The 25106-nt window shown below is 54.8% G+C and carries 23 protein-coding genes; 4 read left to right on the plus strand and 19 right to left on the minus strand.

Annotated elements, in window-relative coordinates; all coding sequences use genetic code 11:
- Positions 1-262 precede the first annotated feature (262 nt).
- A complete protein-coding gene (gene scpA / locus R8G34_07250) occupies positions 263-2392 on the minus strand; it encodes a methylmalonyl-CoA mutase (GenBank protein ID MDW3222675.1) in 2130 nt (709 codons plus the stop codon).
- Positions 2355-3296, minus strand: coding sequence for a hypothetical protein (locus tag R8G34_07255; GenBank protein MDW3222676.1), 942 nt, complete (start codon positions 3294-3296; stop codon positions 2355-2357). The genes scpA and R8G34_07255 overlap by 38 nt, the downstream gene beginning before the upstream one ends.
- Before the next feature lie 165 nt (positions 3297-3461).
- Here R8G34_07255 and R8G34_07260 point away from each other — a divergent pair, with 165 nt between their 5' ends.
- Positions 3462-3905 (plus strand): DUF4174 domain-containing protein, encoded by a 444-nt coding sequence (locus tag R8G34_07260; protein MDW3222677.1) that lies wholly within the window; start codon positions 3462-3464, stop codon positions 3903-3905.
- 50 nt (positions 3906-3955) lie between these two features.
- Here R8G34_07260 and R8G34_07265 read toward each other — a convergent pair whose 3' ends face one another.
- From R8G34_07265 to R8G34_07290, 6 genes are all read right to left on the minus strand, one after another.
- Positions 3956-5956 carry an acetyl/propionyl/methylcrotonyl-CoA carboxylase subunit alpha gene (locus R8G34_07265; protein ID MDW3222678.1) on the minus strand — a complete coding sequence of 667 codons (2001 nt, stop codon included), beginning with the start codon at positions 5954-5956 and terminating at the stop codon, positions 3956-3958.
- Between the two features lie 495 nt (positions 5957-6451).
- On the minus strand, positions 6452-6799 hold the full coding sequence (locus R8G34_07270; protein ID MDW3222679.1) for a hypothetical protein: 348 nt from the start codon (positions 6797-6799) through the stop codon (positions 6452-6454).
- A gap of 193 nt (positions 6800-6992) precedes the next feature.
- The gene (locus R8G34_07275) at positions 6993-7373 is read right to left on the minus strand and encodes a DUF6497 family protein (GenBank protein MDW3222680.1); all 381 of its coding nucleotides are present in this window, start codon (positions 7371-7373) and stop codon (positions 6993-6995) included.
- Entirely contained in the window at positions 7370-7768 is a 399-nt protein-coding gene (locus R8G34_07280) for a cupin domain-containing protein (protein MDW3222681.1), read from the minus strand. Before R8G34_07280 ends, R8G34_07275 begins: the two co-directional genes overlap by 4 nt.
- Positions 7765-8163: a RidA family protein gene (locus tag R8G34_07285; GenBank protein ID MDW3222682.1), complete on the minus strand. Its 399-nt coding sequence runs from the start codon at positions 8161-8163 to the stop codon at positions 7765-7767. The genes R8G34_07280 and R8G34_07285 overlap by 4 nt, the downstream gene beginning before the upstream one ends.
- Before the next feature lie 11 nt (positions 8164-8174).
- The gene (locus R8G34_07290) at positions 8175-9707 is read right to left on the minus strand and encodes an acyl-CoA carboxylase subunit beta (protein ID MDW3222683.1); all 1533 of its coding nucleotides are present in this window, start codon (positions 9705-9707) and stop codon (positions 8175-8177) included.
- 181 nt (positions 9708-9888) lie between these two features.
- Between R8G34_07290 and R8G34_07295 the strand changes: the two genes are divergently transcribed.
- Together R8G34_07295 and R8G34_07300 are read left to right on the plus strand one after the other, a co-directional pair.
- Positions 9889-11118, plus strand: coding sequence for a multidrug effflux MFS transporter (locus R8G34_07295; GenBank protein ID MDW3222684.1), 1230 nt, complete (start codon positions 9889-9891; stop codon positions 11116-11118).
- Between the two features lie 1409 nt (positions 11119-12527).
- Positions 12528-13928: a short-chain fatty acyl-CoA regulator family protein gene (locus R8G34_07300; GenBank protein ID MDW3222685.1), complete on the plus strand. Its 1401-nt coding sequence runs from the start codon at positions 12528-12530 to the stop codon at positions 13926-13928.
- On the opposite strand, the gene R8G34_07305 is transcribed toward R8G34_07300, so the two are convergent.
- The 7 genes from R8G34_07305 to R8G34_07335 all read right to left on the minus strand — a co-directional run bounded on the left by R8G34_07305 (position 13925) and on the right by R8G34_07335 (position 21592).
- Positions 13925-14590 (minus strand): thermonuclease family protein, encoded by a 666-nt coding sequence (locus R8G34_07305; protein MDW3222686.1) that lies wholly within the window; start codon positions 14588-14590, stop codon positions 13925-13927. The genes R8G34_07300 and R8G34_07305 overlap by 4 nt on opposite strands.
- Positions 14591-14655: 65 nt before the next feature.
- Positions 14656-16314: a choline dehydrogenase gene (betA, locus tag R8G34_07310; GenBank protein ID MDW3222687.1), complete on the minus strand. Its 1659-nt coding sequence runs from the start codon at positions 16312-16314 to the stop codon at positions 14656-14658.
- Positions 16315-16399: 85 nt separating this feature from the next.
- Entirely contained in the window at positions 16400-17857 is a 1458-nt protein-coding gene (betB, locus tag R8G34_07315) for a betaine-aldehyde dehydrogenase (GenBank protein ID MDW3222688.1), read from the minus strand.
- A 41-nt stretch (positions 17858-17898) separates the two neighbouring features.
- Positions 17899-19407 carry a choline-sulfatase gene (gene betC, locus R8G34_07320; protein MDW3222689.1) on the minus strand — a complete coding sequence of 503 codons (1509 nt, stop codon included), beginning with the start codon at positions 19405-19407 and terminating at the stop codon, positions 17899-17901.
- Positions 19404-19979 carry a transcriptional regulator BetI gene (gene betI / locus R8G34_07325; protein ID MDW3222690.1) on the minus strand — a complete coding sequence of 192 codons (576 nt, stop codon included), beginning with the start codon at positions 19977-19979 and terminating at the stop codon, positions 19404-19406. Before betI ends, betC begins: the two co-directional genes overlap by 4 nt.
- Positions 19980-20047: 68 nt before the next feature.
- Positions 20048-20953 (minus strand): DMT family transporter, encoded by a 906-nt coding sequence (locus R8G34_07330; GenBank protein ID MDW3222691.1) that lies wholly within the window; start codon positions 20951-20953, stop codon positions 20048-20050.
- A 39-nt stretch (positions 20954-20992) separates the two neighbouring features.
- Positions 20993-21592, minus strand: a complete 600-nt coding sequence (locus R8G34_07335; protein MDW3222692.1) for a LysE/ArgO family amino acid transporter — start codon at positions 21590-21592, stop codon at positions 20993-20995.
- Positions 21593-21681: 89 nt separating this feature from the next.
- On the opposite strand from R8G34_07335, the gene R8G34_07340 reads away from it, so the two are divergent.
- Entirely contained in the window at positions 21682-22587 is a 906-nt protein-coding gene (locus tag R8G34_07340) for a LysR family transcriptional regulator ArgP (protein ID MDW3222693.1), read from the plus strand.
- A 427-nt stretch (positions 22588-23014) separates the two neighbouring features.
- On the opposite strand, the gene R8G34_07345 is transcribed toward R8G34_07340, so the two are convergent.
- The 4 genes from R8G34_07345 to R8G34_07360 all read right to left on the minus strand — a co-directional run bounded on the left by R8G34_07345 (position 23015) and on the right by R8G34_07360 (position 25083).
- Positions 23015-23755, minus strand: a complete 741-nt coding sequence (locus R8G34_07345; GenBank protein ID MDW3222694.1) for a YebC/PmpR family DNA-binding transcriptional regulator — start codon at positions 23753-23755, stop codon at positions 23015-23017.
- A 67-nt stretch (positions 23756-23822) separates the two neighbouring features.
- Positions 23823-24092: a hypothetical protein gene (locus R8G34_07350; GenBank protein MDW3222695.1), complete on the minus strand. Its 270-nt coding sequence runs from the start codon at positions 24090-24092 to the stop codon at positions 23823-23825.
- Positions 24089-24493 (minus strand): hypothetical protein, encoded by a 405-nt coding sequence (locus R8G34_07355; protein MDW3222696.1) that lies wholly within the window; start codon positions 24491-24493, stop codon positions 24089-24091. The genes R8G34_07350 and R8G34_07355 overlap by 4 nt, the downstream gene beginning before the upstream one ends.
- 98 nt (positions 24494-24591) lie before the next feature.
- On the minus strand, positions 24592-25083 hold the full coding sequence (locus R8G34_07360) for a hypothetical protein (GenBank protein ID MDW3222697.1): 492 nt from the start codon (positions 25081-25083) through the stop codon (positions 24592-24594).
- Positions 25084-25106: the final 23 nt, after the last annotated feature.

Consider the following 25106-nt stretch of genomic DNA (forward strand, 5'->3'; position numbering starts at 1 on the left):
CGATCGGCCCTTTTCATAACGGCCCGCAGGATGTGAACTGGTCAGTCGGAGTATGGATTTCCCTTTGTCGCGATCCAACATCTGACTTTGGCCGTTCGTTGAATAAGCCGGAAATTGCGCCCATTCGGCGCATTGATAGAACATAAAAACCCTGAGGTTTTTTTGGTCCGCACCCAAACCGCGCGGCGCGCAATGTCAAAAGGCGCAGCGCAAACAGCCATCGCAAGATTTATATTTTTCCCACAGAAAAGTCGTTATGCGATCACAATCTTGCAGCGGATATGAGCTTTAAAATATCCTGCGCCGCCTTGGGAATATTGGTACCGGGCCCAAAGATCGCTTTGACGCCTGCATCATAGAGGAACTGATAGTCTTGCTGCGGAATAACGCCGCCACAGATGACCAAAATATCTTCTGCACCTGCAGCCTTCAGCGCCTTAACTAACTGTGGCGCCAGTGTTTTATGCCCTGCCGCTTGCGAACTGATTCCAATCACGTGCACATCATTGTCGACGGCGTCTTGCGCCGCCTCTGCTGGCGTTTGAAACAGCGGTCCGACATCCACGTCAAAGCCAATGTCCGCAAATGCGGTTGCGATCACTTTGGCACCGCGATCATGGCCATCCTGGCCCATCTTGACCACCAGCATACGTGGCCTGCGCCCTTCTGACTCCGCAAATTCCTCAACAGATTTCTGGATGGCGGCAAATCCTGCATCCCCTTCATACGCAGCCCCGTAAACGCCCGCGAGTGTTTTAACTTCGGCTCGGTGGCGTCCAAAGACTTCTTCCATCGCCATACTGATCTCCCCGACCGTTGCACGCGCGCGCGCCGCTTCGACCGCGGCCTCCAGCAAATTCCCACCCACAGCTGCGCGTCGCGACAATTCAGCCAGCGCGCTTTCACAAGCTGTCTCGTCCCGCTGGGATCTGATTTTGTCCAAGCGCGCGATTTGACTGTCGCGCACGGCGGCATTGTCAATGTCCAGAATATCAATCGGATCCTCGGTGTCGCGGCGATATTTGTTGACGCCAACGATGACTTCCGTGCCCCGATCAATACCAGCCTGCCGGGTTGCAGCCGCCTCCTCGATGCGCAACTTTGGCATGCCAGAACCGACGGCTTTGGTCATACCACCCATTTCCTCAACTTCTTCGATCAGTTTCCACGCCGCTTCCGCAAGATCTGCCGTCAGCTTTTCGACGTAATACGACCCTGCGAGCGGATCGATAACATTCGTGACACCCGTTTCTTCCTGCAAAATCAGTTGCGTGTTCCGCGCAATTCGACTGGAATTTTCCGTCGGCAAAGCAATCGCCTCATCCAACGCGTTTGTGTGCAGCGATTGTGTCCCACCAAGCACTGCGCTCATCGCCTCATAGGCGGTCCGGATGACATTGTTGTAGGGGTCTTGTTCCTGCAGGCTGACCCCAGAGGTCTGGCAATGGGTGCGCAGCATCGAAGATTTTGGGTTCTTCGGTTCAAACTCTGCCATGATGCGGCTCCACAAAAGACGGGCCGCACGCAGCTTGGCCGCCTCCATGAAAAAATTCATGCCAATTGCGAAAAAGAACGAAAGCCGTCCCGCAAATTTATCGACGTCCATTCCCCGCGCGATGGCCGCGCGCACATATTCGCGCCCATCCGCGAGCGTGAAAGCAAGCTCTTGCACCAAATTCGCCCCGGCCTCTTGCATGTGATAACCCGAGATCGAAATCGAATTGAACTTTGGCATGTAGTCAGAGGTGTATTCGATGATGTCCGCAATGATGCGCATCGAGGGTTCGGGCGGATACACATAGGTGTTACGGACCATGAACTCTTTGAGAATATCGTTCTGAATTGTGCCCGATAGCAAGGACTTGTCATGGCCCTGCTCCTGCCCGGCAACGATAAAGCTTGCCAGAATAGGGATCACGGCACCGTTCATTGTCATGGATACGGACACCTGATCGAGCGGGATACCGTCAAACAGGATATTCATATCCTCAACGCTGTCGATAGCCACGCCGGCTTTGCCCACATCCCCCTCAACGCGCGGATGGTCACTATCGTATCCGCGGTGTGTGGCGAGATCGAAGGCGACAGAAACGCCCTGCTGCCCGGCCGCGAGTGCGCGACGATAAAAGGCGTTGCTCTCTTCTGCTGTAGAAAATCCTGCGTACTGACGGATGGTCCAAGGACGCCCCGCATACATGGTCGCTTTGACGCCACGCGTGTAGGGCGCTTCACCTGGGATCGAACCCATATGGTCGAGATCTGCTGTATCATCCGCCGTGTAAACCGGCTGTACCTTGATACCCTCTAGAGTTTGCCAAGTCAGATCTTCAACCGATCTACCACGCAATTCGCTCTCAGCCAGGTCGCGCCACTTGTCTTTCTTCGTGCTCATCGCCATGTCCTTGTGTCTGTGCGACGGCTGGCAGAATTTTTCCTGCTCTTGTCCGTGCATTATCCTCTGTCAGTGTGGCCAGTCCATCCGCTCCAGCGACCAACCACATCATATCGTCTGCATATGTTTCGCGCAGCGCGGAATTCTCTTCAGGTGTGAAGGGGTTCCATCTGTCCATGCCGAACGGCAGTACGGCCCCCGCAACACCGCGGCCCGTCAAAACCCGTCTCAACTCAGCAAGATTGGGGGCGCGGTTGTGCCAACTGCGGTTTGTGTCTTTGGGCGCATCCACAGCCGCACCACGCGCCAGAAAAACTTCGGGCCGCCCAGCAAACTTCTCGAAGGGCAGCACCTTTATCTCAACACCTGGAACAGAACGGGCGACATCCGCGATGACATCTCGCCACCCCCGCGGTGATTGTGCGATGTTCCGCAATTTTTCGCGATCTGGCACGTCATGCCCATGCGCAACGCCGTAAGACAAGGCGGAACTCCAATACATCTCCAAGCTTCGTGGACTAATCAGGATCGTCGACAATTGACCTTCAAAGGCGCGCGCAATTCGGGCCACACGCTCGCCGATACCAGCATAGAGCGTACCGGACTTGATGTTCTCAGATACCGATCCGCATATATCTTCGTCACTCACGACCAGCGTTTTGACCGCTCGAGCCCGCGCGGCCGTCAATTTTAGTTGCACGCGACCCTCTGCACGTTGGCGTAAATCACTTACCTTGGCGACTTCCGGCGTAGGCAGCAGACCCGCGAACAAGCCGCGCCGTGTCCGTTCCGGCCCCCAATAGTCAACACCCACCTCAGCCAAAGGCTTGACATGGCGGTGCATGTAATCCTGAAAACTCGTTGTGCCAGTGCGATGTGCACCGATATGAAGAACAACGTCCATGACGCAATTAACCCAATTTTTCGCGACCGCCCCAGTCGGCCCAACAGATGAGGTGAGCGTCAGCATTACTCCTAATCCCTTGCTTTGGATTTAATGGTAAATTTGCGCGTATTACCCATCGCATATCCTGCGCACGAGCCTATATTAGTCCTAACAGGAGACTCGATGAAACCCATATTACCCATTGTTATAGCGTGCTTTTTCGCCAACGGTATGGTGGCACAAACGACCGAGCCAGAACCAACTGAAATGCTGTTTCTGCAGATAGACGAGGTCGATTTAAACCAATTTAAGTGGAAAAACCGCCCCGTGGTTGTATTTTCCGATAGCGAAAACAACCCAGCGTTCATAGAACAGATGCGATTGCTGCGCGAACGGCCCGAAGAACTTGCTGCACGCGACGTAGTAGTCATTACCGATACCGATCCCGACGCAATGTCTGATCTACGCCGAAAACTTCGTCCTCGCACGTTTATGCTGGTGATCATTGGCAAAGACGGCACTGTTAATCTGCGCAAGCCATTTCCTTGGGATGTTCGCGAAATTACCCGTACTATCGACAAAATGCCCCTGCGAAAACGCGAAATACGACAACAGTCGGAGCGCTGAGCCCAGCGGTCCTGTCTTTGTATCAAGGCGGTTCCGTGCATTTGCATCGCCTATTCGAACTCCATGATCACGTCGTCCACAGCGAGACTATCCCCGGCGGCCGCGTTGATCTTGGACACAACGCCCTTACGCTCAGCCCGCAGAATATTCTCCATCTTCATTGCCTCGATGGTACAAAGCGCCTGCCCGTCCTGGACCTCATCCCCCACGGCAACATCCAGCTTCACCACGAGCCCCGGCATTGGGCAGAGCAGCATCTTCGATGTGTCTGGCGGCAGCTTCTCTGGCATTTTACGGGCCAATTCTGCCTGACGCGGCGTGCGCACGTGCACTTTCATGTCCGCGCCGCGCGTCCTGATCCTGAAACCGCCACTGATTTTGCCGACCTTCAGAATGAGCGGCTTGTCGGCAACAACCATTTTGGCCATTTGATCCCCGGGGGTCCAATCACCGCTGACACGCAATTCGGTACTGTCCTCAAAACGAACCGTCGAGCCGGTCTGATCCGCGTCTATTGTGACGTCATAAGACTGTCCCTGAAGGCGAACATTCCATTCTGATCCGACCTTGCGCTCGTGGTTGTCCATGCGTCCAGACACGCGCGCACGGCGAATTTCGGCAACCCGGTGCATCGCCGAACAAGCCGCCGCAATGCGATGCAACTCGTCGTTCGCCAACGTCACACCCTCAAAACCGTCGGGGTATTCTTCGGCAATAAAGGCAGTGGTCATATCACCCGAAACGAATTTTGGATGGTCCATGACGGCAGAAAGGAACGGCAGGTTGTGGCCGATACCTTCGACTTCAAAGCTGTCCAAGGCGACGCGCATGCGTTCAATCGCCTCGCCGCGTGTCGGCGCCCAAGTACACAGCTTCGCAATCATCGGATCGTAATACATGCTGATTTCACCACCTTCATACACGCCAGTGTCATTGCGCACGACATGCTCAGGTTCGGTAACTTCCTCTGGCGGGCGATACCGCGTCAAACGCCCGATGGAAGGCAAGAAACCACGATAGGGATCTTCGGCGTAAAGCCGATTTTCGATGGCCCAACCATTCAACTTTACGTCTGATTGCTTGAGGGTCAGCTTTTCACCATTGGCAACGCGGATCATCTGTTCGACCAGATCCACATCTGTAATCAACTCCGTGACGGGATGTTCGACCTGCAGACGGGTGTTCATTTCGAGAAAATAGAAATTCTTGTCGCCATCGACGATGAATTCAACGGTCCCGGCGGATGTATACCCCACGGCCTGCGCAAGAGAGACCGCCTGTTCACCCATGGCTTTGCGGGTGCCTTCATCCAAAAACGGGCTCGGGGCCTCTTCGACAACCTTTTGGTTACGCCGTTGGATCGAACATTCCCGCTCCCCCAGATAGATGCCGTTGCCATGCGCATCACAGAGGACCTGAATTTCAATATGGCGCGGTTGCGTGACGAATTTCTCAATGAAAATACGATCATCACCAAATGAATTGGCCGCCTCGTTCTTTGAAGACTGAAAACCCTCGCGGGCTTCTTCGTCGTTCCATGCAATGCGCATGCCCTTGCCGCCGCCCCCCGCAGAAGCCTTAAGCATGACCGGATACCCAATTTCCCCCGAAATCTTGACTGCCTCATCGGCGTCCTCGATCACGCCCATGTATCCGGGCACGGTGCTGACACCGGCTTCTTGTGCGATCTTCTTGGAGGTAATCTTGTCCCCCATCTTTTCGATCGCACCTTTGGGTGGACCGACAAATGCCACACCTGCCTGCGCCAGCGCGTCGGCGAACTTGGCGTTTTCGGACAAGAACCCATACCCCGGGTGCACAGCCTCAGCGCCAGACGCCTTGATCGCAGCCATCACGTTATCAATGACAATATAGGATTGATTGGCAGGGGGTGGCCCAATATGGACCGCTTCATCCGCCATCTGAACGTGCAACGCTTGTTTGTCCGCGTCTGAGTAAATTGCGACGGTTTTTATTCCCATCTTGCGGGCAGTCTTTATGACACGGCAGGCGATTTCGCCCCGATTGGCGATCAGGATCTTGTTAAACATGGGATGTCCTTTTGAAGTCTGGAAGTCTGGTGCCGCCAAATGGGGCAATATGGCGGTCATAACGCGCGTTATGTGACCGAAACAATTTCCGGGAACGCGTCAAGCTTTTTTGGGGTGGGGCACTTATCCGCAGCCGTTCTTCGCGCGAAAAGTGCCATTTGGACGGGAAGGGTCGCGGAACAGATATCCACCGAGGTCGCCGCACGGTTGTTTTTCTGTTTGACGAAACCAATCGCAAACCTGCTGTACCCGCGGGCCCTACGATCCAACGCCAGGACAAGAAAAAGGCGGACAGTTTGAATGCATTGACGCAAAACTGTCCGCCAGGGGAAGGGGTACGAATAGTGTACACAGACGCAATGCGGGGATATTCGCGCGCTCCTGCAGAATTGACGATACTCGTATGGGTTGAATTCGCTAGTCCCTTGAAGATGAAGCCTTTGCGGTAAGCAAAGGCTTGCCGATCTGAAGGCTCAACAAGCAAAAAAACGCCGATCATTCCTCAAATGCCTCCGGAAAGGACAGACGGGCGACGCGTTCATCGATAACCAGCATCGCTTCGTAATCGGCTGCATCAAAAGGATCTGTCGCGGGTATTACCTCGCGCCCGAATATCCACGACAAGCGGCCTGCATCCAGATTGCCCCTCTCAAAAGGTTCATTGCCGAAATGCGCCCAAAGAGCTTTGAAAAAAGCGGCATCCGCGCGACGATCCGCCGGTTTGCGGTCATTGAAACGCGCACGTTCCGTCAAGGGCGTAACGCCACGCGGATTAAACCTGCGAAGTGTAAAGTGATAGTCTGTGCCGGGTAAACGACCGGGAAACCCTCGATGCTTCAGCATGACGAGGTCCTTGCCAACGCCGAGGTCATCATGAGGGCCTCGATTTCGTTCCATGCATCTGTTACACAACGCACAAAAGCTGAGGCGTGCTTGCTCGGCGACACGCCAAGGATGGCTGTAGAGCACCCAGATGCAAACACATGCACAAAACGTGACACTGAATCGTATCGCTGAAATGCACAACAATCGTCCACTATATCCCCTCCCAAACACAAGTACCTGATGTCACCCGGAACAAATCAATGAACTGCGTTACCTCCGGATCGGACACACCAAATTCAATCGGCTGATCGGATAACATCACCGCGACTATCTCCGGGCTGAGGTCAAACTCTGCGATGTAGGGCAAAGCCACCTCGGTGCATAGAAATTCCAAGTCAGGTTCGGCCTGCGTAAAGGTGATTGTGCCACCGTCTTTGGCGATCTGCGGGGCCAGAAATCGAAACCGAAGCCAGGTTTCGGTTCCGACTTCTTCGATCAGAACATCAAAGAGATCCACGGGCTGACCGGACGGCGTGTCCAACACCGGCATCAACACGCTGGTAACGAACACGGCGGCTGCGGCAAGACTCACGGCGCTACCTCATCACGGGTATCAAAACTCGCAGGCGATACGATCTCCAACAGCTCCAGATCATCCGAGTGGCGCACTTCCCGGTGCCTGATGCCTGGTGGCTGTAACACGCATGAACCCGCCCGCAGCATGTGTTCTCCCGAGCCTTCGTACTCGAACACAACCCACCCCTGAAGGATGTAGACCATCTGAAAATCCAGATCGTGGCTGTGCCAACTGGCCGGGCTCTCCATGCCCGGCACGGCACGTATCAAATGCGCCCCATAGGCTCCTTGCGTCGCATCACTGATCCCAAGGTCGCGATATTCAAAAAACGGGCGCAGCCCGGCCCCCTCGAATTTGCCAGCATCTGCATGGGCGATGGTAAAGGCCTGATTTTTCCACAGCTGGGTCATTCACTGCTCCGCCGATGTGCGATGCAATCGATTTCCACCAGTGCACCCACCGCCAATGCTGTAACACCTATCGTGGTGCGCGCGGGCAATCGCGAGGCCGGAAAATAGCCTTTGTATGTATCGTTGAACGTCGCATAGTCGCGTTCAAATTCCGTCAGATAGCAACGGCATTGCATCACGTCACTCAAATCCAGATCGAGCCCCGCCAGCACCGTTTGCAGGTTTGCCATGACTTGTCGGGTTTGGGCCTCTATTCCGACGACCAAGGGCGCATCCGGCGCGCCAGGCACCGTCGGCATCTGCCCGGTCAACACCACCCAGCCGTCTTCTTCAACTGCATGGGAAAACGGTGCGACATGTGTGGGCGCATCAGAAATATTATGGAAAAGCGGCATCTGTCAGGCCTCTAAAGCGGGATGTTATCGTGCTTTTTCCATGGCATCTGCGAGTGCTTGTTACGCAGCGACGCGAAAGCGCGCGCAATCCGTTTGCGCGTCGTGCGTGGCATGATCACCTCATCCACAAAACCGCGTTCGGAGGCCACAAATGGATTTGCGAAACGCTTTTCGTAGTCCGCCGTGTGTTTCGAGATTTTTTCGGTATCCCCCAGATCGGCGCGATGAATGATTTCGGTCGCGCCCTTTGCTCCCATCACAGCAACCTCTGCCGTGGGCCAGGCGTAATTGAAATCCGCACGCAGATGCTTTGATGACATCACCACATAAGCCCCACCATAGGCCTTGCGGGTGATCACCGTCACCATCGGCACCGTGGCTTCGCCATAAGCAAAAAGCAGTTTGGCCCCGTGCTTGATCACACCGCCATATTCCTGACTGGTGCCCGGTAAGAACCCAGGCACATCCACAAGCGTCAGGATCGGAATTTCAAAGGCATCGCAAAAACGCACAAACCGCGCAGCCTTGCGCGAACTGTCAATGTCGAGACACCCGGCCAACACCATCGGCTGGTTGGCGACCACGCCCACGGTGCGTCCTTCCAGACGAATGAAGCCAGTTATGATGTTCTTGGCAAAACCCTCTTGGATTTCGTAAAAATCGCCCTCATCCCCAAGCTTCAAAATCAGCTCTTTCATATCATAGGGCGTGTTCGGGTTTTCCGGTACCAGCGTATCCAGCGAGGCTTCCAGTCTGTTGGGATCATCAAAGAACGGCCGCACGGGTGGCTTTTCGCGATTGTTGGAGGGCAGAAAGTCGATCAGGCGACGCACCTCTGCCAGCGCCTCGACATCGTTTTCGAAAGCCGCATCCGCAACCGAACTTTTGCGCGTATGGGTCGAAGCCCCGCCCAGCTCCTCTGCGCTGACCTGCTCATTGGTCACGGTCTTGACCACGTCGGGACCCGTCACAAACATATAAGAGCTATCTTTCACCATGAAGATGAAATCGGTCATGGCCGGCGAATACACCGCGCCCCCCGCACAAGGCCCCATGATCACACTGATCTGCGGGACAACACCAGAGGCGGTAATATTGCGTTGAAACACCTCACCATAGCCCGCAAGAGAATCCACACCCTCCTGAATGCGCGCACCGCCGGAGTCGTTAATACCAATCACTGGCGCACCGTTTTGCACCGCCATATCCATGATCTTGCATATCTTTTTGGCATGGGTTTCGGAAACCGATCCCCCCAGCACGGTGAAATCCTGACTAAACACGTAAACAAGGCGACCATTGATCGTCCCCCAACCCGCAACAACACCGTCACCGGCGGGCTTTTGGCTTTCCATGCCAAAATCAGTACAGCGATGGGTGACGAACATGTCAAATTCTTCGAAGCTACCCTCATCCAGCAACAACTCCACCCGCTCGCGCGCAGTCAGCTTGCCACGCCCGTGCTGTGCATCAATCCGTCCTTGACCGCCGCCCATTCGGGCCGTCTCCCGGCGCTCTTCCAATTGTTGCAGAATATCTTTCATGACGACCCCGTTACATTGATTGCATGCACCATATCGTCAAGCGTGGCAGGATCGAAGGACATTTTGGCAAATTTGCAAACTATATTCACACCAGTCGGTGCATATTGCAAATCAGCAAACAGTCGTTCATGCATACCAGCTATGCGTGGACAACAAAACAACACTCGCATAGGTTTTTGCGATGCGAAATCCCCCCGTCATTCGTTTTTTGGACAGAACGACACCGCCCCATATTGTGACGCTGATCTTGCTGGCAGGCATGTCCGCGATGGTCATGAATATATTCCTACCCAGCCTGCCGAATATGACCGAGTATTTCCAGACCGAATATAGCACGATGCAGTTGTCGGTCGGACTTTATCTGGGCGTAAGCGCAGGTCTGCAAATCCTGATTGGCCCTATCTCGGACAAATACGGACGCCGACCCGTGCTTCTCTGGGGGTTGATCATTTTCATGATCGCCACAATCGGGTGCATCTTCGCGCCCACGGCCGAGATTTTTCTCGCCTTCCGCGTCAGCCAGGCCGTTGTGGCCAGTGCCATGGTGCTCAGTCGCGCAGCGGTGCGTGACATGTTTGATCAGGATCAGGCCGCCTCCATGATCGGGTATGTTACGATGGGCATGGCGATTGTACCGATGGTCAGCCCAATGTTCGGCGGTATATTGGACGAATTCTTTGGCTGGCACGCAAACTTCTGGGCTCTCTTTCTGCTGGGCGGCCTGACGCTATGGCTCGTCTGGGCTGATCTGGGGGAAACGGCAGTGAAAAGCGGTAAAACGCTGCCGCAGCAATTTGCCGAATACCCTGAACTTCTCACATCGCCGCGCTTTTGGGGATACTCGCTTGCGGCTGGTTTTTGTTCCGGAGCCTTTTTCGCTTATCTCGGCGGCGGGCCATTTGTGGGTTCAGTTGTCTTTGGCCTGTCCCCTTTCTGGGTAGGGATGTACTTCGGCGCGCCAGCCTTGGGGTATTTTTTTGGCAATATGCTGACCGGCCTGCTTGCCCAACGCGTCGGACTGAACAAGCTTGTGCTGATCGGCAGCCTGATCAACGCAGGCGGTGTCTTTTTATCTTTGATGATCTTTTTTGCCGATTATGGAAGTGCCCTCAGCTTTTTCGGTTTGATGACTTTCGTCGGTCTTGGCAACGGATTGGTGATCCCAAATGCCACCGCAGGTATGTTGTCCGTGCGGCCTCATCTGGCAGGTTCAGCGTCAGGCCTCGGGGGCGCAATCATGATTGGCGGCGGCGCGGTGTTGAGCGTGCTGGCTGGTGCCTCTCTGAGTGCGGGCACAGGCGCGTTTCCTTTGCTGTATATCATGTTGGGGACGTCCACGGCCGCTGTGATTTCGATCCTGATGGTCTATCGCCGGGAACGGCGTCTCGCGGTGGAAAACCCAACGGTTTGACACGCGATTAGACCATGATGGTGCACTGGCAGATCTCTCTTCAGTAACCCGCGGCTCTGAAAGAAAAGGTGGGCTGCCAAAACAGCACTTTTCAGGATGAAAGGGCACTTTTAAGCGGAAAATTCAGGTCCAGAAACGCCAATCCAGTGTTGGCAATTGTGCATAACCCGCCATCTCGGTCTGTGCATGTCGACAAGTCGGCTTTTCTCAAGTTATTGGGTCGGTTTCTGCAGTGTTGGATTGGCCCACTTCTGTCTGAGTGCTGGGTTTTTGATTTCAGGTCGGACTCTATTGTGGGTCAGGCGAGCACTCACTGAATCAATTCTAGGTTTGAAGGTACCAAAACGGTTTCACCTGCACCCCTTACCCAATGCCTGAATGATGTCTGATTTCTAGCTGGACCGTCTGGTTCGGTTCGTCTTGGCCGGGATGGGGATAGGAATACGCAATGACCTGTAAATCCACCAAGGCGCGGAAAACCTTTGTTGTTGCGTGAGGCGGAGACGGTAAAGCGGTTGCCGCGGCCAACCAGACCACATCTTGCAATAGAGACAAGTCACATAGCGGAATGTGATCGACAAAGGTGAAACGGAAGCGTGAGCTTGGAGCCGGGAAACGCTGGTGGATATGTTGATGCACTGAGGCGTGCCGCTCGACCAGATTGAAAAGATTGACCCCTTACCGCGCACAATCTCCGGGCACCGTTACGATCGGGCAACGTATGCATCAACGCCTTCTAGAACAGCCCCCGGGCCGCATGTTCGACAAGCCTGGGTGCGCTGCGCGTGAAGGTACGGTCAAAATGATGGCGTCTATTTCCTAATCCAGCGCAAGGGGCGATCAGGAAAGCCATTAGCCACATTCGTGACGGGACCAAAACAAACTGGGAAAAAATTTCCGACACAAGTTGGGATCAATCATCCTTTGGCGTTATAGAACACTCCATTTTGCCCATCACCTGACACAGCAAATACCTTTTTGGGCTTGCTTGACAGGGCGGACGATCAAACTGATCAGATCATTGGCGTCGAAGGCACTTGCACTTTGGTTATCAGCTCGCAAGTTGCGTCAGGTAGGCCCTGGGGTTGACCGCGACGCCTTTTTTGCGGCCCTTTGGATAAATCTAGGAAAGGCCGTGATCTTATTTTGCCCGATCCAAGACTAAGGAAAGTGGCATGACATCAGGCAGTGCAGTCTTGGTTTCACTAGCGTCACTTCACGGCGAGGATTTTGGCTTTGGGAGAACCCTCACCGATCAGCCAACTTACCGTTGCTCGATACACCAATTGAAGGGTCGGCATTAAACCAAATCTTAACCAAGAAAGATGCACCTTGCCGTCACTGTTTTGCAAATATAGCTTTTGCGAATCCGCAAAGTTGCAAAGCGACCTGAAAGGGGTACTCGGGGGATGGCTACACAAAAACTGTATGCCGGCGCAAAACTGCGTGAATTGCGCACGAGGCTGGGGCATACACAAAAGGACTTTGCAGCCAAACTTGGCGTCTCCTTGCCCTATCTGAATCAGATGGAAAACAACAACCGTCCGGTGTCGACAACGGTTGTTCTGGCTTTGGCGCAGGAATTCGGCCTGGATGTCACAGAATTGAGCGCTGGCGACAGCGAACGTTTGGTCAGTGACATGAAAGAGGCCATTGCAGATCCGCTTTTTGCAGAAACCCTGCCACCCCTCGCCGATCTGAGGCTGGCCGCCTCAAATGCGCCCACATTTGCCCATGCTTTTTTGGAACTGCACCGAAGTTATCGCCAGATGCAAGAACGCCTTGCATCTCTGGATGAGGTACTGGGGCGCGAAGATGCCCGCGCCACGCCGAGCCCCTGGGAAGAGGTACGTGACTTTTTCCACTATTGCGACAATTACATCGATGCTGTTGACCGCGCCGCCGAACATTTTGCCACAAAAGAAGGCGGGCACAAAAATATCCGTGTTGCCGCAGTTTCGGCCCTTGGGAATAGCGGTGTAACTGTTGGTTTTGTTGACACTGACAAGCTGCGCAGCTTTGATCCCGAGACCAACGAATTGTCGCTGTCCCGACGTGCGCCACCAGAAACACAGACGTTCCAATTGTTGTTGCAGGTCGCACTGATCAAGCAGGAAGCGCTTTTGGAGGCTACGCTCGATCTGGCAAGGTTTCATACCGCCGAAGCGCGCGCCATTGCCAAACTTGGTCTTGCCAATTATTTCGCTGGTGCCGCCCTGATGCCCTATGGTGTTTTTCAAAATGAAGCCAGCGCTTGCCGACACGATGTCGAAGCTTTGGCGGGGCATTTTGGTGCCTCTATCGAACAAGTTGCGCACCGGCTTTCGACATTGCAACGCCCTGGGTCTAAGGGGATACCTTTCTTCTTTGTCAGGGTCGATCAAGCCGGTACGATCACGAAACGTCACTCTGCCACACGGTTGCAATTCGCCCGTTTCGGAGGGGCCTGCCCTCTCTGGAATGTGCATCGGGCATTTGAATTGCCCGGCCAGTTCCTGCGCCAGCTTGCTGAAACGCCCGATGGGGTGCGCTATATCAATCTGGCCCGCGATGTGTCAAAGCCGGCGGGCCGTTTTGGGGCTCCTGTACGGCGCTACGCCATCGCTTTGGGCTGCGAAATACGTCATGCGCGCGATCTCATTTATGCAGATGGGATGGATCTCGGACGCGACGGCGCATTTGAACCTATTGGCATCTCATGCCGCATCTGCGAGCGGACAAACTGCCATCAACGCGCGCTGCCACCCCTGGAAAGGACCCTGCGCGTCGACCCAAATCTAAGAGATGTTCTACCCTACCAGATCGACTAGCGTTTTGCCCTGCGCCAACCTGCATCGCGCGCCTGCACAGGCGAACAAAACCACCGTTCGCCCTTTTCGGGTCGAATGCCGGTTCGCTCATAGTCACGCTGACCCGGCATGTGAAAAATCTTCACGCCCTTGGTCGATATATTGCCTTTGATCATGCATTCACGATCCGGTGGAACTCTCCCGATCGCGCGCGTTTGGCGAAACTGTGACGGGTTTTGTACGCGGCTTGCGTGCAAACCCACGTCACGCACCGCCGCAGCCTTTTCCGCCAAAACATAGTCTTGCGCATATTTGCGGTAGGCAAATGCCAAGCCGGAACTGACAATTTCATAGCCCATATCTTGCCCTTGGACACGACACCGCGCCACGACGCGATTGTAGCGATCGACGGTCACAGCCTCACAGGTCGCGAGCTTACCGGCGAACATCGCCATAACCTGCTCGCTCACCCAAGCTCCGCATTTCCAGTTTATGCCTTGCTCGGTCTTGCAAGTCTGATCTGCTTCGGGCGCATCGATCCCGTGTATACGAATACGGGTATCAGCCACCTCAATCGTATCTCCGTCGATGACCCGCACCGGACCGGAGAGCCCCTGCGCGGCGACCGGGGCCAAAGGAAGCGCTAAGGCTCCCACCAAAATACTGATCAGAAATTTTCCCACAGGTGGGATATGATATCTGACAACAGGCATTACAAGAAGAACTGTTAACCAAGGTTATCAGACGGTTAACGCTGTGATGTTTCCCAACGCGGATGCAACCAGGGCACATCGTTCGATCTAGCCAGAGGATCGCGTCCCAAGAGATGATCGGACACTTTTTCCCCGACCATGATCGAGGGCGCATTAAGATTGCCGTTGGTGATCCTTGGAAAAATGCTGCTGTCAGCCACGCGCAGACCTTCGACCCCAATCACCCGCGCTTGAGGATCAACGACAGCCATAAGGTCATCAGCCCGCCCCATGCGACAGGTGCCGCAGGGATGATAGGCACTTTCGGCGTGTTCCCTGATGAAGCTATCCAGTTCCTCATCCGATTGGAGGCTGGCACCGGGTTGTATTTCCTTTTTTACGAAGGGTTTGAACGCTTCCTGTGCAAAGATCTCACGGGTCAGGCGAATGCAGCGCCGGAAATCCGTCCAGTCCTCCTCTTCAGACATGTAATTGAAAGAGATGCGCGGTGCTGCATCTGGATCTGCGGACGCCAGACTGACAGAGCCGCGCGATATTGATCGCATGGGCCCCACATGGGCCTGAAACCCATGACCTTCTGGCGCGACCTTGCCATCATAGCGCACAGCAATCGGCAAAAAATGGTATTGGATATCGGGATAGGGCACACCTGACCGGGACCGAATGAAAGCACTGCTTTCAAACTGATTGGACGCGCCCATGCCCGTTTTTGTAAACAACCATTGAGCCCCAATCAGCGCTTTTGACACCGGGTTCCAGTGTTTGTAAAGCGTAATGGGCTGACTGGCTGCCATTTGAATATAGAGTTCCAGATGATCCTGAAGATTCTGCCCAACGCCGGGTCGGTCAGCGATGACGTCAATTCCATGTTCTGCAAGATGCGCCGCCGGGCCGATACCAGATAACATCAATATTTTTGGAGAGTTAATTGAGGAGGCCGCCAGCACGACTTCCCGGTTGGCCTTGATGATTTCGCGACCACGACCATTGCAAATTTCAATACCCGTTGCGCGATCATTTTCAACGATGACACGTTGCGCAAGACCATTCACCAGCGTGCAGTTGGCGTGTTTAAGTGCCGGTCTCAAATAGGCGTTCGCAGCCGACCACCGGCGGCCTTGCCACACCGTCTGCTCCATCGGGCCGAAACCTTCCTGCTTCTGCCCATTGTAATCTTCCGTTGTTTCATACCCCGCCTGACGCCCGGCTTCTACAAAGGCTTGATACAGCGGGTTCTTGCGCGGGCCTCGGCTCACATGCAGGGGGCCATCCGTACCACGCCAAGCCGGGTCCCCGCCATGTCCGTTGTCGTGCCAGCTTTCCATACGTTTGTAATAGGGCAGAACGTCAGCATACCCCCAACCCTCAGCGCCTTGCTCTTCCCAATGGTCAAAATCCATCGCGTGGCCGCGTACATAGACCATGCCGTTGATGCTCGAGGATCCGCCAATCACTTTACCCCTCGGACAGGCAAGACGCCGATTGTTCAAATGCGGCTCAGGCTCTGAGGAAAACCCCCAATCATAGCGTTTCATGTTCATCGGGTATGAAAGCGCTGCAGGCATCTGGATGAAGGGCCCGACGTCGCTGCCGCCATGCTCAATAACAATAACCGATGATCCTGCCTCTGCCAGTCGATACGCCATGGCACAGCCCGCACTGCCTGCGCCCACAATCACAAAATCCGCTTGCATCATTCTTCTTTCTTATCCGGATGGCACCGCGCGGCACGCGCACAAAACATGGCGTGCGCTGGAGCGCTCTTTTGGATCACATCTGCTAAAATGGCGCTTCCAAATCGCCCATGCGCACATAGACCGATTTCAACTGGCTGTAATGCGCGATAGCTGCTTTGGAATTTTCACGCCCTACCCCCGACGATTTTGATCCCCCAAAAGGCGCCTCGACAGGTGCGTCATTGTAAGTGTTGATGTAGCAGGTACCTGCTTCAAATCCGGCCGCAACCCTATGCGCACGCGCCAGATCCATTGTAAAAACACCTGCGGCCAAACCGAATTCTGTATTATTTGCACGAGCCATCACATCCGCCTCATCGCTGAAATCGAGCACTGCCATCACAGGTCCAAAAATCTCTTCCCGTGCAATGACCATGTCATCCGTCACATCAGCGAAAACGGTCGGTTGCAGATAGAAACCTTCCCGGTCCACACGCGCACCGCCCGTGACAAGCCGCGCGCCCTCAGCCTTACCTTTTGCAATGTAATCCAGAACAATCTTCATCTGGTTTTCCGATACCATTGGACCAAAACTCGTTTCCGGCCGCATTGGGTCACCAATCACAGCGTTGGCCAGCCTTTCACCGAGGCGCTTCAGAAACGCCTCCCGGATGGCGGTGTGTACAAAGACGCGTGTGCCATTTGAGCAAACCTGGCCGGAAGAATAGAAATTCCCCAGGATTGCCCCGCTGACCGCATTTTCGAGATCAGCGTCCTCAAACACGATGATCGGGGATTTTCCGCCCAGTTCCATGGTCACATTTTTGATCCCCGTCGCGGCTGCGGCGTAGACCTTACGACCCGTGGGAACCGACCCGGTGAGAGATACTTTCTCCACGCGCGGGTCCGAAACCAGAGCGCCGCCTACCTCGCCCATGCCTTGGATGACGTTGTAGACACCGGCTGGTAACCCGGCCTCGTGCAGTATCTCCGCGAACTTCAACGCGCAAAGCGGCGTGGTTTCAGATGGTTTGAACACCATACTGTTTCCGCAAGCCAGCGCTGGGGCGCCCTTCCAACAGGCGATTTGCGTCGGGTAATTCCAGGCACCAATACCGACACAAACGCCCAAAGGTTCGCGGCGGGTATAAACCCAATCCTCGCCCAGTTGGATATGCTCACCGGTCAGGGTCGCTGCCAACCCACCAAAGTATTCCAGTGCATCCGCACCGCTGGTGGCATCCGCCACACTGGTTTCCTGATAGGGTTTACCGGTATCATAGGTTTCCAGAACGGAGAGCTCATGGTTGCGCGCGCGGATCATATCCGCGGCACGGCGCAGAACACGGCCACGTTCGGTACCAGTCATGGCCGCCCAGGCTTGCTGCGAGTCTTGCGCAGTTGCCAAAGCCTTCTCAATGATTTCCGGAGTGGCGGCATGGACGGTCGCGATGACCGCTCCCGTTGCAGGGTAAATCACCGGGATCGCCGTGCCCGAAGTATCTTCGACATAGGCGCCATTAATGAAATGGCTGGCCTTGGGTTGTGTTGAATTGGTCATAGCGGGTCTTTCATCAGGCGTGTGTCAAATCTAAAACAGCGTCATTCCCCACGGGGAAAACGCTTGCTGTCTTCGAGAATATTGAGATCCATATGGTTGCGCATGTATTGCTCTGAGGCTGCGCGCAGCGGCTGGTAATCCCACGGAAAATACCCGCCCTGACGCAGCGCGTCATAAACAACCCATCGCCGCGCCTGGCTCTTGCGCACATCCGCGTCATAGGCGTCCAAATCCCATCGGGCCTCGGATTTCGCCTTGAGCTGGCTCAATGTGCCTTGATGCTCTGGGACGTCCGCAAGGTTTCTTAACTCATGAGGGTCCGCGTCCAGATCAAAGAGCTGATCGGGGTCCAGCGCACAGCGGTTGTATTTCCACCTGCCATAGCGCAACGACACCATCGGCGCATATGTGGCCTCTGCCGCGTATTCCATTGCCACGGGTTCGGTCCGCTCGACACCCTGCCCCATAGGGACAAGAGACGCGCCGGTGGTCCATTCCAAGACTTCTTCCATCGAAACGCCTGCCAGATCGCATAGCGTCGGACAAACGTCGATGTTCGAGACCGGTGTGGTGTGCAGGCCCGGTGCCATCTGCGGTGCGCAGATCATCAGCGGCACGCGGGACGATCCTTCAAAAAAAGACATCTTGAACCACAGACCACGCTCCCCCAGCATGTCGCCGTGATCGGAAACAAACAGGATGATCGCCTCTTGCCGCGTATCCTCGAGGGTTTGCAGTATCTCGCCGACCTTGTCGTCCAGATAGCTGATGTTGGCGAAATAGGCCTGACGGGACCGTTTTATGTCCGTCTCGGAAATGTCGAAGCTGCGCCAGTCGTTCGCATCAAAGATACGTTTGCTGTGGGGGTCCTGATCCTCGTAGTCAAAGGCCGGAATTTCTGGCAACAGATGCCCGCAATCCTCATAGAGGTCCCAGTATTTCTTGCGCGCGACATAGGGGTCGTGCGGATGCGTGAAACTGACGGTCAAACACCAAGGGCGCTCATCCGCGCCGCGTGACAGATCATACAATTTGCGCGTCGCGTTGAATGCAACCTCGTCGTCATATTCCATCTGGTTCGAAATCTCGGCAACCCCGGCACCCGTCACGGAACCCATGTTGTGATACCACCAATCGATCCGCTCGCCCGGTTTGCGATAATCCGGCGTCCAGCCGAAATCGGCAGGGTAAATATCCGTCGTGAGGCGTTCCTCGAAACCGTGCAATTGATCCGGGCCGACAAAGTGCATCTTGCCTGACAGGCAGGTCTGATAACCGGCACGACGCAAGTGATGCGCATAGGTCGGCACGGAAGACGGGAATTCTGCCGCGTTATCGTAAACGCCTGTGGCCGAAGGCAACTGCCCCGACATGAACGCCGCGCGACCGGGCGCGCAAAGTGGTGAGGCCGTGTAACTGTTCTTGAAACGGGTGGAGCGTGCGGCCAGTTTTTTAAGGTTGGGCGCATGCAGCCAGTCAGCAGGACCATCGGGGAAAAGCGTTCCGTTCAACTGATCGACCATCAGGATAAGAATATTGGGCCGGCTCATGTGCGCGTATCTAGCAGAAGGTTAAGAGCCTCAAGTGCGGTTCGCCGCGCCGCATCCGGACTCTGGGATCGCGACAGCGCCGCGCGCAAATAGAGACCGTCGATCAGCGCAGCCAGTGTTTCAGCCGCCGCTCCCGGGTCATCAAGCAAGGGGCGCAGCGCATGGCTCAGGTTGGATTTCAACCGCCTTTGATATAGTTGCAAAAGGCGCAGCATATCCCGATTGGTTTGCGCTTGCGCATAAAGCGTCATCCACGCGCTCACCGTGTCTGGCGCAAAACAGGTCGGCGAAAAACTGGCTTCAATCAGGGCGACAGCCCGGTCTTTTGGCGACCTTGCCACGCTCAAACCCCGACGCACTTCAACCCCAAAATCCCTTAGGATCTGGCGCATCGCTGCCAGGAATATCTGGTCCTTGCCGCCGAAATAGTGATGCGCCAAGGCCGTGGACATCCCCGCACGTTTGGCGATTTGGCCAACCGTTACGTCCATGGAACCTCTGGAGGCGAGTTCCGCAATCGTCGCATCTACGAGCGCAGACCGACGGATCGGTTCCATTCCAATTTTCGGCATAAGATTCCCCATTGCAAGCAGCGAGGATCAAATAACGGTTTTTTTATTGATCAGTCAATCAACAAAAACTACACCTTGGTCGCGTGGACTGTGGGAGTTGTTTCGCCACGCTTCAAAACCGCTTCGCGCCATGTGATAAAAACCACCGAGCCCAAAATCACGACGCCACCGATAAGAACCCAGACATCAACGGCTTCACCGAAGATCAGATATCCAATCAAAACCGCCCAAATCAGCTGGGCAAAGGTCACAGGTTGCGTGACGGTAAGGGGTGCGGCGGCAAAAGCCAGTGTCATCGTGTAGTGCCCCGCAACCGCAAAACACGCCACACAAAACAGCAGCGCCAGATCCCCAAGCGTCGGTGTGACCCAAACCGCAAGAGCAAAAGGCGCCAACACAATCGTGACGAAAATAGAGAGCATTGCGACCACGACGGATGGTTTGACCTCATCCGCCATCACCTTTGCCGTCAAATAGGATACGCCAAATAGGACGGCCGTCAGCAGCATCGCCAGATGGCCACTACTAACTTCGCGAAACCCTGGTCGCAGGATGATCAGCGCACCAATCAACGCCGCCATAACGGCCAACACGCGTCGAAACGCCAGCTTTTCGCCCAAGAACAAGGCGGCACCGATGGTCACGTATACAGGAGCCAGATAATTCATCGCGGTCACGTCTGCGATGGGAATGCGCACCATCGCATAAAACCACAGCATCACGCCGCACCCGTGCACCAGCCCACGAACCCCGAATAGCCCCCATTGTCGTTTGCTAAGACGTGTTTGACGCAAGGATCCAATCGCTGGGATTAAGAACACCAGCCCTAACAAGTAGCGAAGAAACGCCATCTCGACCGGCGGTAAACGTGGCCCGATGTACTTCACCAATGCGGTCACAGCAACAAAACACAGACCCGTAACGAACATCCAAAAGATGCCAACAACCGGACGATGTGAGGTATGGATAGCCATCTGCCATAGACACCGTGTTTTTCTGCAATCCGCAAGGGCTTATGCCCACAATAACCCGGCCGCGATGGCGCACATTGTAAGCGCTATTAACCCATCCAGGACGCGCCAGCTGGCCGCGCGGGCAAAAAGTGGGGCCAGAATCCGCGCACCGTACCCCAGTGCGAAAAAAAAGCTGATGCTGGCCAAAACTGCGCCCGTGCCGAACAGGAACCGGTCTTCATATTGCGCCGAGATCGACCCAAGCAGGACAACTGTGTCCAGATAGACATGTGGGTTCAGCCATGTGATCGCCAATAGTGTGAGGAGTGTGGACAGCAAGGGTTTCACTGCTGCGCCATCGGTCTGCAGCGCGTGCCCCCCCCTCCAGGCCGAGCGCGCATTGCGCCATCCATACCACAGCAAAAACGCCGCGCCGCCATAGCGCATTGCCATTTCGAACCATGGCAACCTTTCCGCCAAAGCGCCAAAACCAGCCACCCCGCTTGCAATCAAAATAGCATCGGACATTCCACAGGTCAGGCACACCCAGAACACATGCTCACGGCGCAGTCCCTGCCGCAGCACAAAAGCATTTTGGGCACCAATCGCCACGATTAATGAGAGACTTAGCAAAAAACCGGGAACAAAGGTATCAAACACGGCGAAGCTCCTATCAGGGTCTCGGATTGACTAAAAGCGGGCGCGGCATTAATCAAATTAAACATACTAACTTCAAGTAAGAATTACTAATGCCAATTGACCCGCATCAGCTGGCCGCCCTGGCGTCCATTGTACGTTGTGGCAGTTTTGAGGCAGCCGCCGCGCAGCTGAACGTCACACCGTCGGCGATTTCGCAGCGCATCAAAACCTTGGAAGAGTCAGTGGGCACCACCTTGATCTATCGTGGCCAACCCTGCCTGCCGACACCCGCTGGTGTTAAGTTGGCGCGTCACGCAGACGACGTTGCTTTGCTGGAATCTCACGTCAGGCGCGATATCGCCCCGACATCTCACGCAGCCGCGCCGCGCGTCCGGATCGCTGTGAATGCGGACAGCCTCGCCACATGGCTTGTACCAGCACTGTCACAAGCACCTGATATGCTGTTTGAGCTAGTAATTGATGATCAGGACACTTCTTCAGACTGGTTGCTGCGCGGGGCGGTCAGCGCGGCGGTGACAGGAGAAGCGCGTGCGGTGTCAGGCTGTAACTGCCAAGACCTGGGATCGCTGCGCTACATCGCGACTGCCAGTCCGGATTTCATGAAACGATGGTTCGACGCCGGGATCACCGCAACAACCCTCGCGCGCGCGCCGATCCTGACCTTCAATTCAAAAGACAAACTGCAACATCGCTGGATCGCGCAAGTCACCGAGGTAAAGTTAACGCCACCGGCACATCAACTGCCCTCCACCCATGCCTTTATCGATGCCGCTCTTGCCGGGCTCGGGTGGGGACTCAATCCGCTCTCTCTTGTGGAGGGTCACCTCAAACGCGGTACCCTCGTGCCAGTGATCCCCGATGCGCCATTGGACGTGGGTCTTTATTGGCAATCCAGCCGGTTAATGTCCGCGGCTCTGACCCCCCTTACACAGGGGATCAGAACCGCTGCACTGAAACATCTCGTTCAAAACTCTCACACAAGTGTGATGCGTTAAGTTTAATCACAAAAATCTGATCCTTGATGATTGGCGTATATATAATTGTTCCCCATATGATGAGGAGAGTAATAAGGATGTGTTTCAAATGTTAAATAACTTACACAGTTTGGATCTGACCGCAGACGATATCGAAATGATAGAATCTGCGTTGCACACCCAAAAGAAAATTCTGGCCGTTCAAAGCGAAGCCGGCGGCAGTGGTGCACGTAAAAAGTTGACGAATTTGAAAAACTTGATGAAACGCATCAATCGCAATTCGCGCCGCAAAACGATCCCTCAAACCCAAAGCTGGTCAGATTACGCCCGCATGCTGTTTTGCACGGACTGCAACCAGACCCGATAGTTAGTTTGCGCCAGGCAGGCACTAATAAAAGCCGCACTTGCATTCGGGTCCGCCTTGCAAGTGTCAAAATGGCGCCGCGTCCTATAACTCTGCCATTACCTCATCGGATGCATCAAAGTTCGTCGTGACACGCTGAACGTCATCATCATCCTCAAGCGCGTCAATCAGTTTCATCAGCTTTTGCATGCTTTCAAGATCCATCTCGGTCGTGATGGTCGGCTTCCAAACCAGTTTAGTACTCTCGGACTCGCCCAGCGTGGTCTCCAATGCCGTTGCGACGTCGTTCAAATCGGTATCGGCACACCAGATTACATGGCTGTCTTCCGCACTTTCGACATCCTCAGCGCCCGCTTCAATGGCCGCCATCATGACGCTGTCTGCATCCCCCGCATCTGCGCCATAGGTCACTTCGCCTTTGCGGTCGAACATAAAACCCACACTGCCGGTTTCTCCAAGATTGCCCCCATTCTTGGTAAAGGTCGAGCGAACCGTAGAAGCTGTTCGGTTGCGGTTATCCGTCATCGCCTCGACAATCACGGCCACACCATTCGGGCCATAGCCCTCGTAACGGATTTCTTCGTAATCATCACCGTCCCCCGCCTGGGACTTCTTGATCGCACGATCAATGTTGTCCTTTGGCATGGATTGGGACTTGGCCTCTTTAATGGCCAAACGCAACCGTGGGTTCTTGTCCGGATCAGGGTCGCCCATCTTGGCCGCCACGGTAATTTCTTTGCTGAATTTCGAGAACAGTTTTGCGCGCACAGCATCCTGTCGCCCTTTGCGGTGCTGGATGTTTGCCCATTTTGAGTGGCCGGCCATTGGAACTTCCCATTCTTTGGTTTTGGAAGTGTTTATCCGCCTGACAAAGAACGCTCAACCCCTGTGGCTATAAGGTCCAAAGTGCCAGGATGGTCAGTATAAGCCGCAAGCCCAAACCCAAGGTCAGTGCAGCAAGCATCCAATTTGGCATGACCCGCGCAAAATCCTGAAAATAACGCGCTTCTTCACGTTTCAACTGAACGGTCTGTGCGTCAACGCCCCCTGTGGCCAGTTGATCGGCCTGCCGTTCGTACCAACGCGACCGCAATAGATAGGAGCAAGCCCAAATTGCGGGACCCAGGATAAGCGCGTCAGACAGCAAAGTCGCGGAAATCACTTTTTGATAGCATTCAGCTCGATTCGGTAGCCCAACGCTTCAGCCAGAGCATAAAGCTTCCACAACGTTGGTCCGGTCTTGGACTCTCCGCGCGCGATGCGCGACAGCGCGGTGTGATCAAAACCCAGTCTTGCGCCAATTTCACGCCCGCTGAGAGGTGTTTCCTTGAGCATCTGCGCAATCACCTGCGCGCCCAATGTCCGCGCCAATTCCTCGCCAACATCGCGGAAAATTGCGTTTTTCTCGCCCGGGCTGAGGGCTTCGAACGTGGTTTGATGCCCCTGTTCATTCAGTGGCGCAAGGGTCACATCGGAGGTCTTTGCCGTCCTGGAGGCTTTGCGCCTGACCGCCCGGTGAGTTGGTTTGGTCTCCGTGCCCGCATTGACGTTCATTTCAGTCATAGATCACCATCTTTTCTTACGACTTGAAGGTATGTTGCCTCACAAGACAACAGATATGAAATAAGTGCCTTCGTGTCAAGGCTTCACAGAGCGATGCATTAAGGCTTTGGAAGCGCGCGCACCTGTGAAATCAGCTGTCTTGCACGCTTTGCGTCACGCAAATCGGACAATCGTCGATCACAATCAGCCAGCGTGCCAACCGACAAGAAAGCCATGCGCCGATCTGGCTGTTCAGTGTAGAGCACGACACTTGCCAACTCAAATTTGCGCGACCGGAAACGGGCAAAATAGCCCTGAGAGTCAGGGTCGTTTAAGCCTTTAACAGACTGAAACAGAACGGGCTTTTCAAAGTTGCATAGAAACGCACCAAATTCTGGCGGCGGATAATCCTGTCTAATATGGCGCGATTGTTCTATATGGCTCCAGCGCAGATGGTCTGCCCTGCGCCAACTGTGTTCAATCCCGCGCAGATACCTGATCAACCCAAAAATCCGCAGTTTCGCCTTGGAGGCCGCCCGTGGTCCCAGCTTCCCGGCCTCTTCCAGCGCGGTCGAAAATCCGTTGGTGATTATGAAGTTCAAATCAGACATAACCGCAGTTGAGGCAAAAAAAT

The sequence above is a fragment of the Paracoccaceae bacterium genome (assembly GCA_033344815.1).
In the GTDB taxonomy this organism is placed as follows: Bacteria; Pseudomonadota; Alphaproteobacteria; order Rhodobacterales; family Rhodobacteraceae; genus Roseobacter.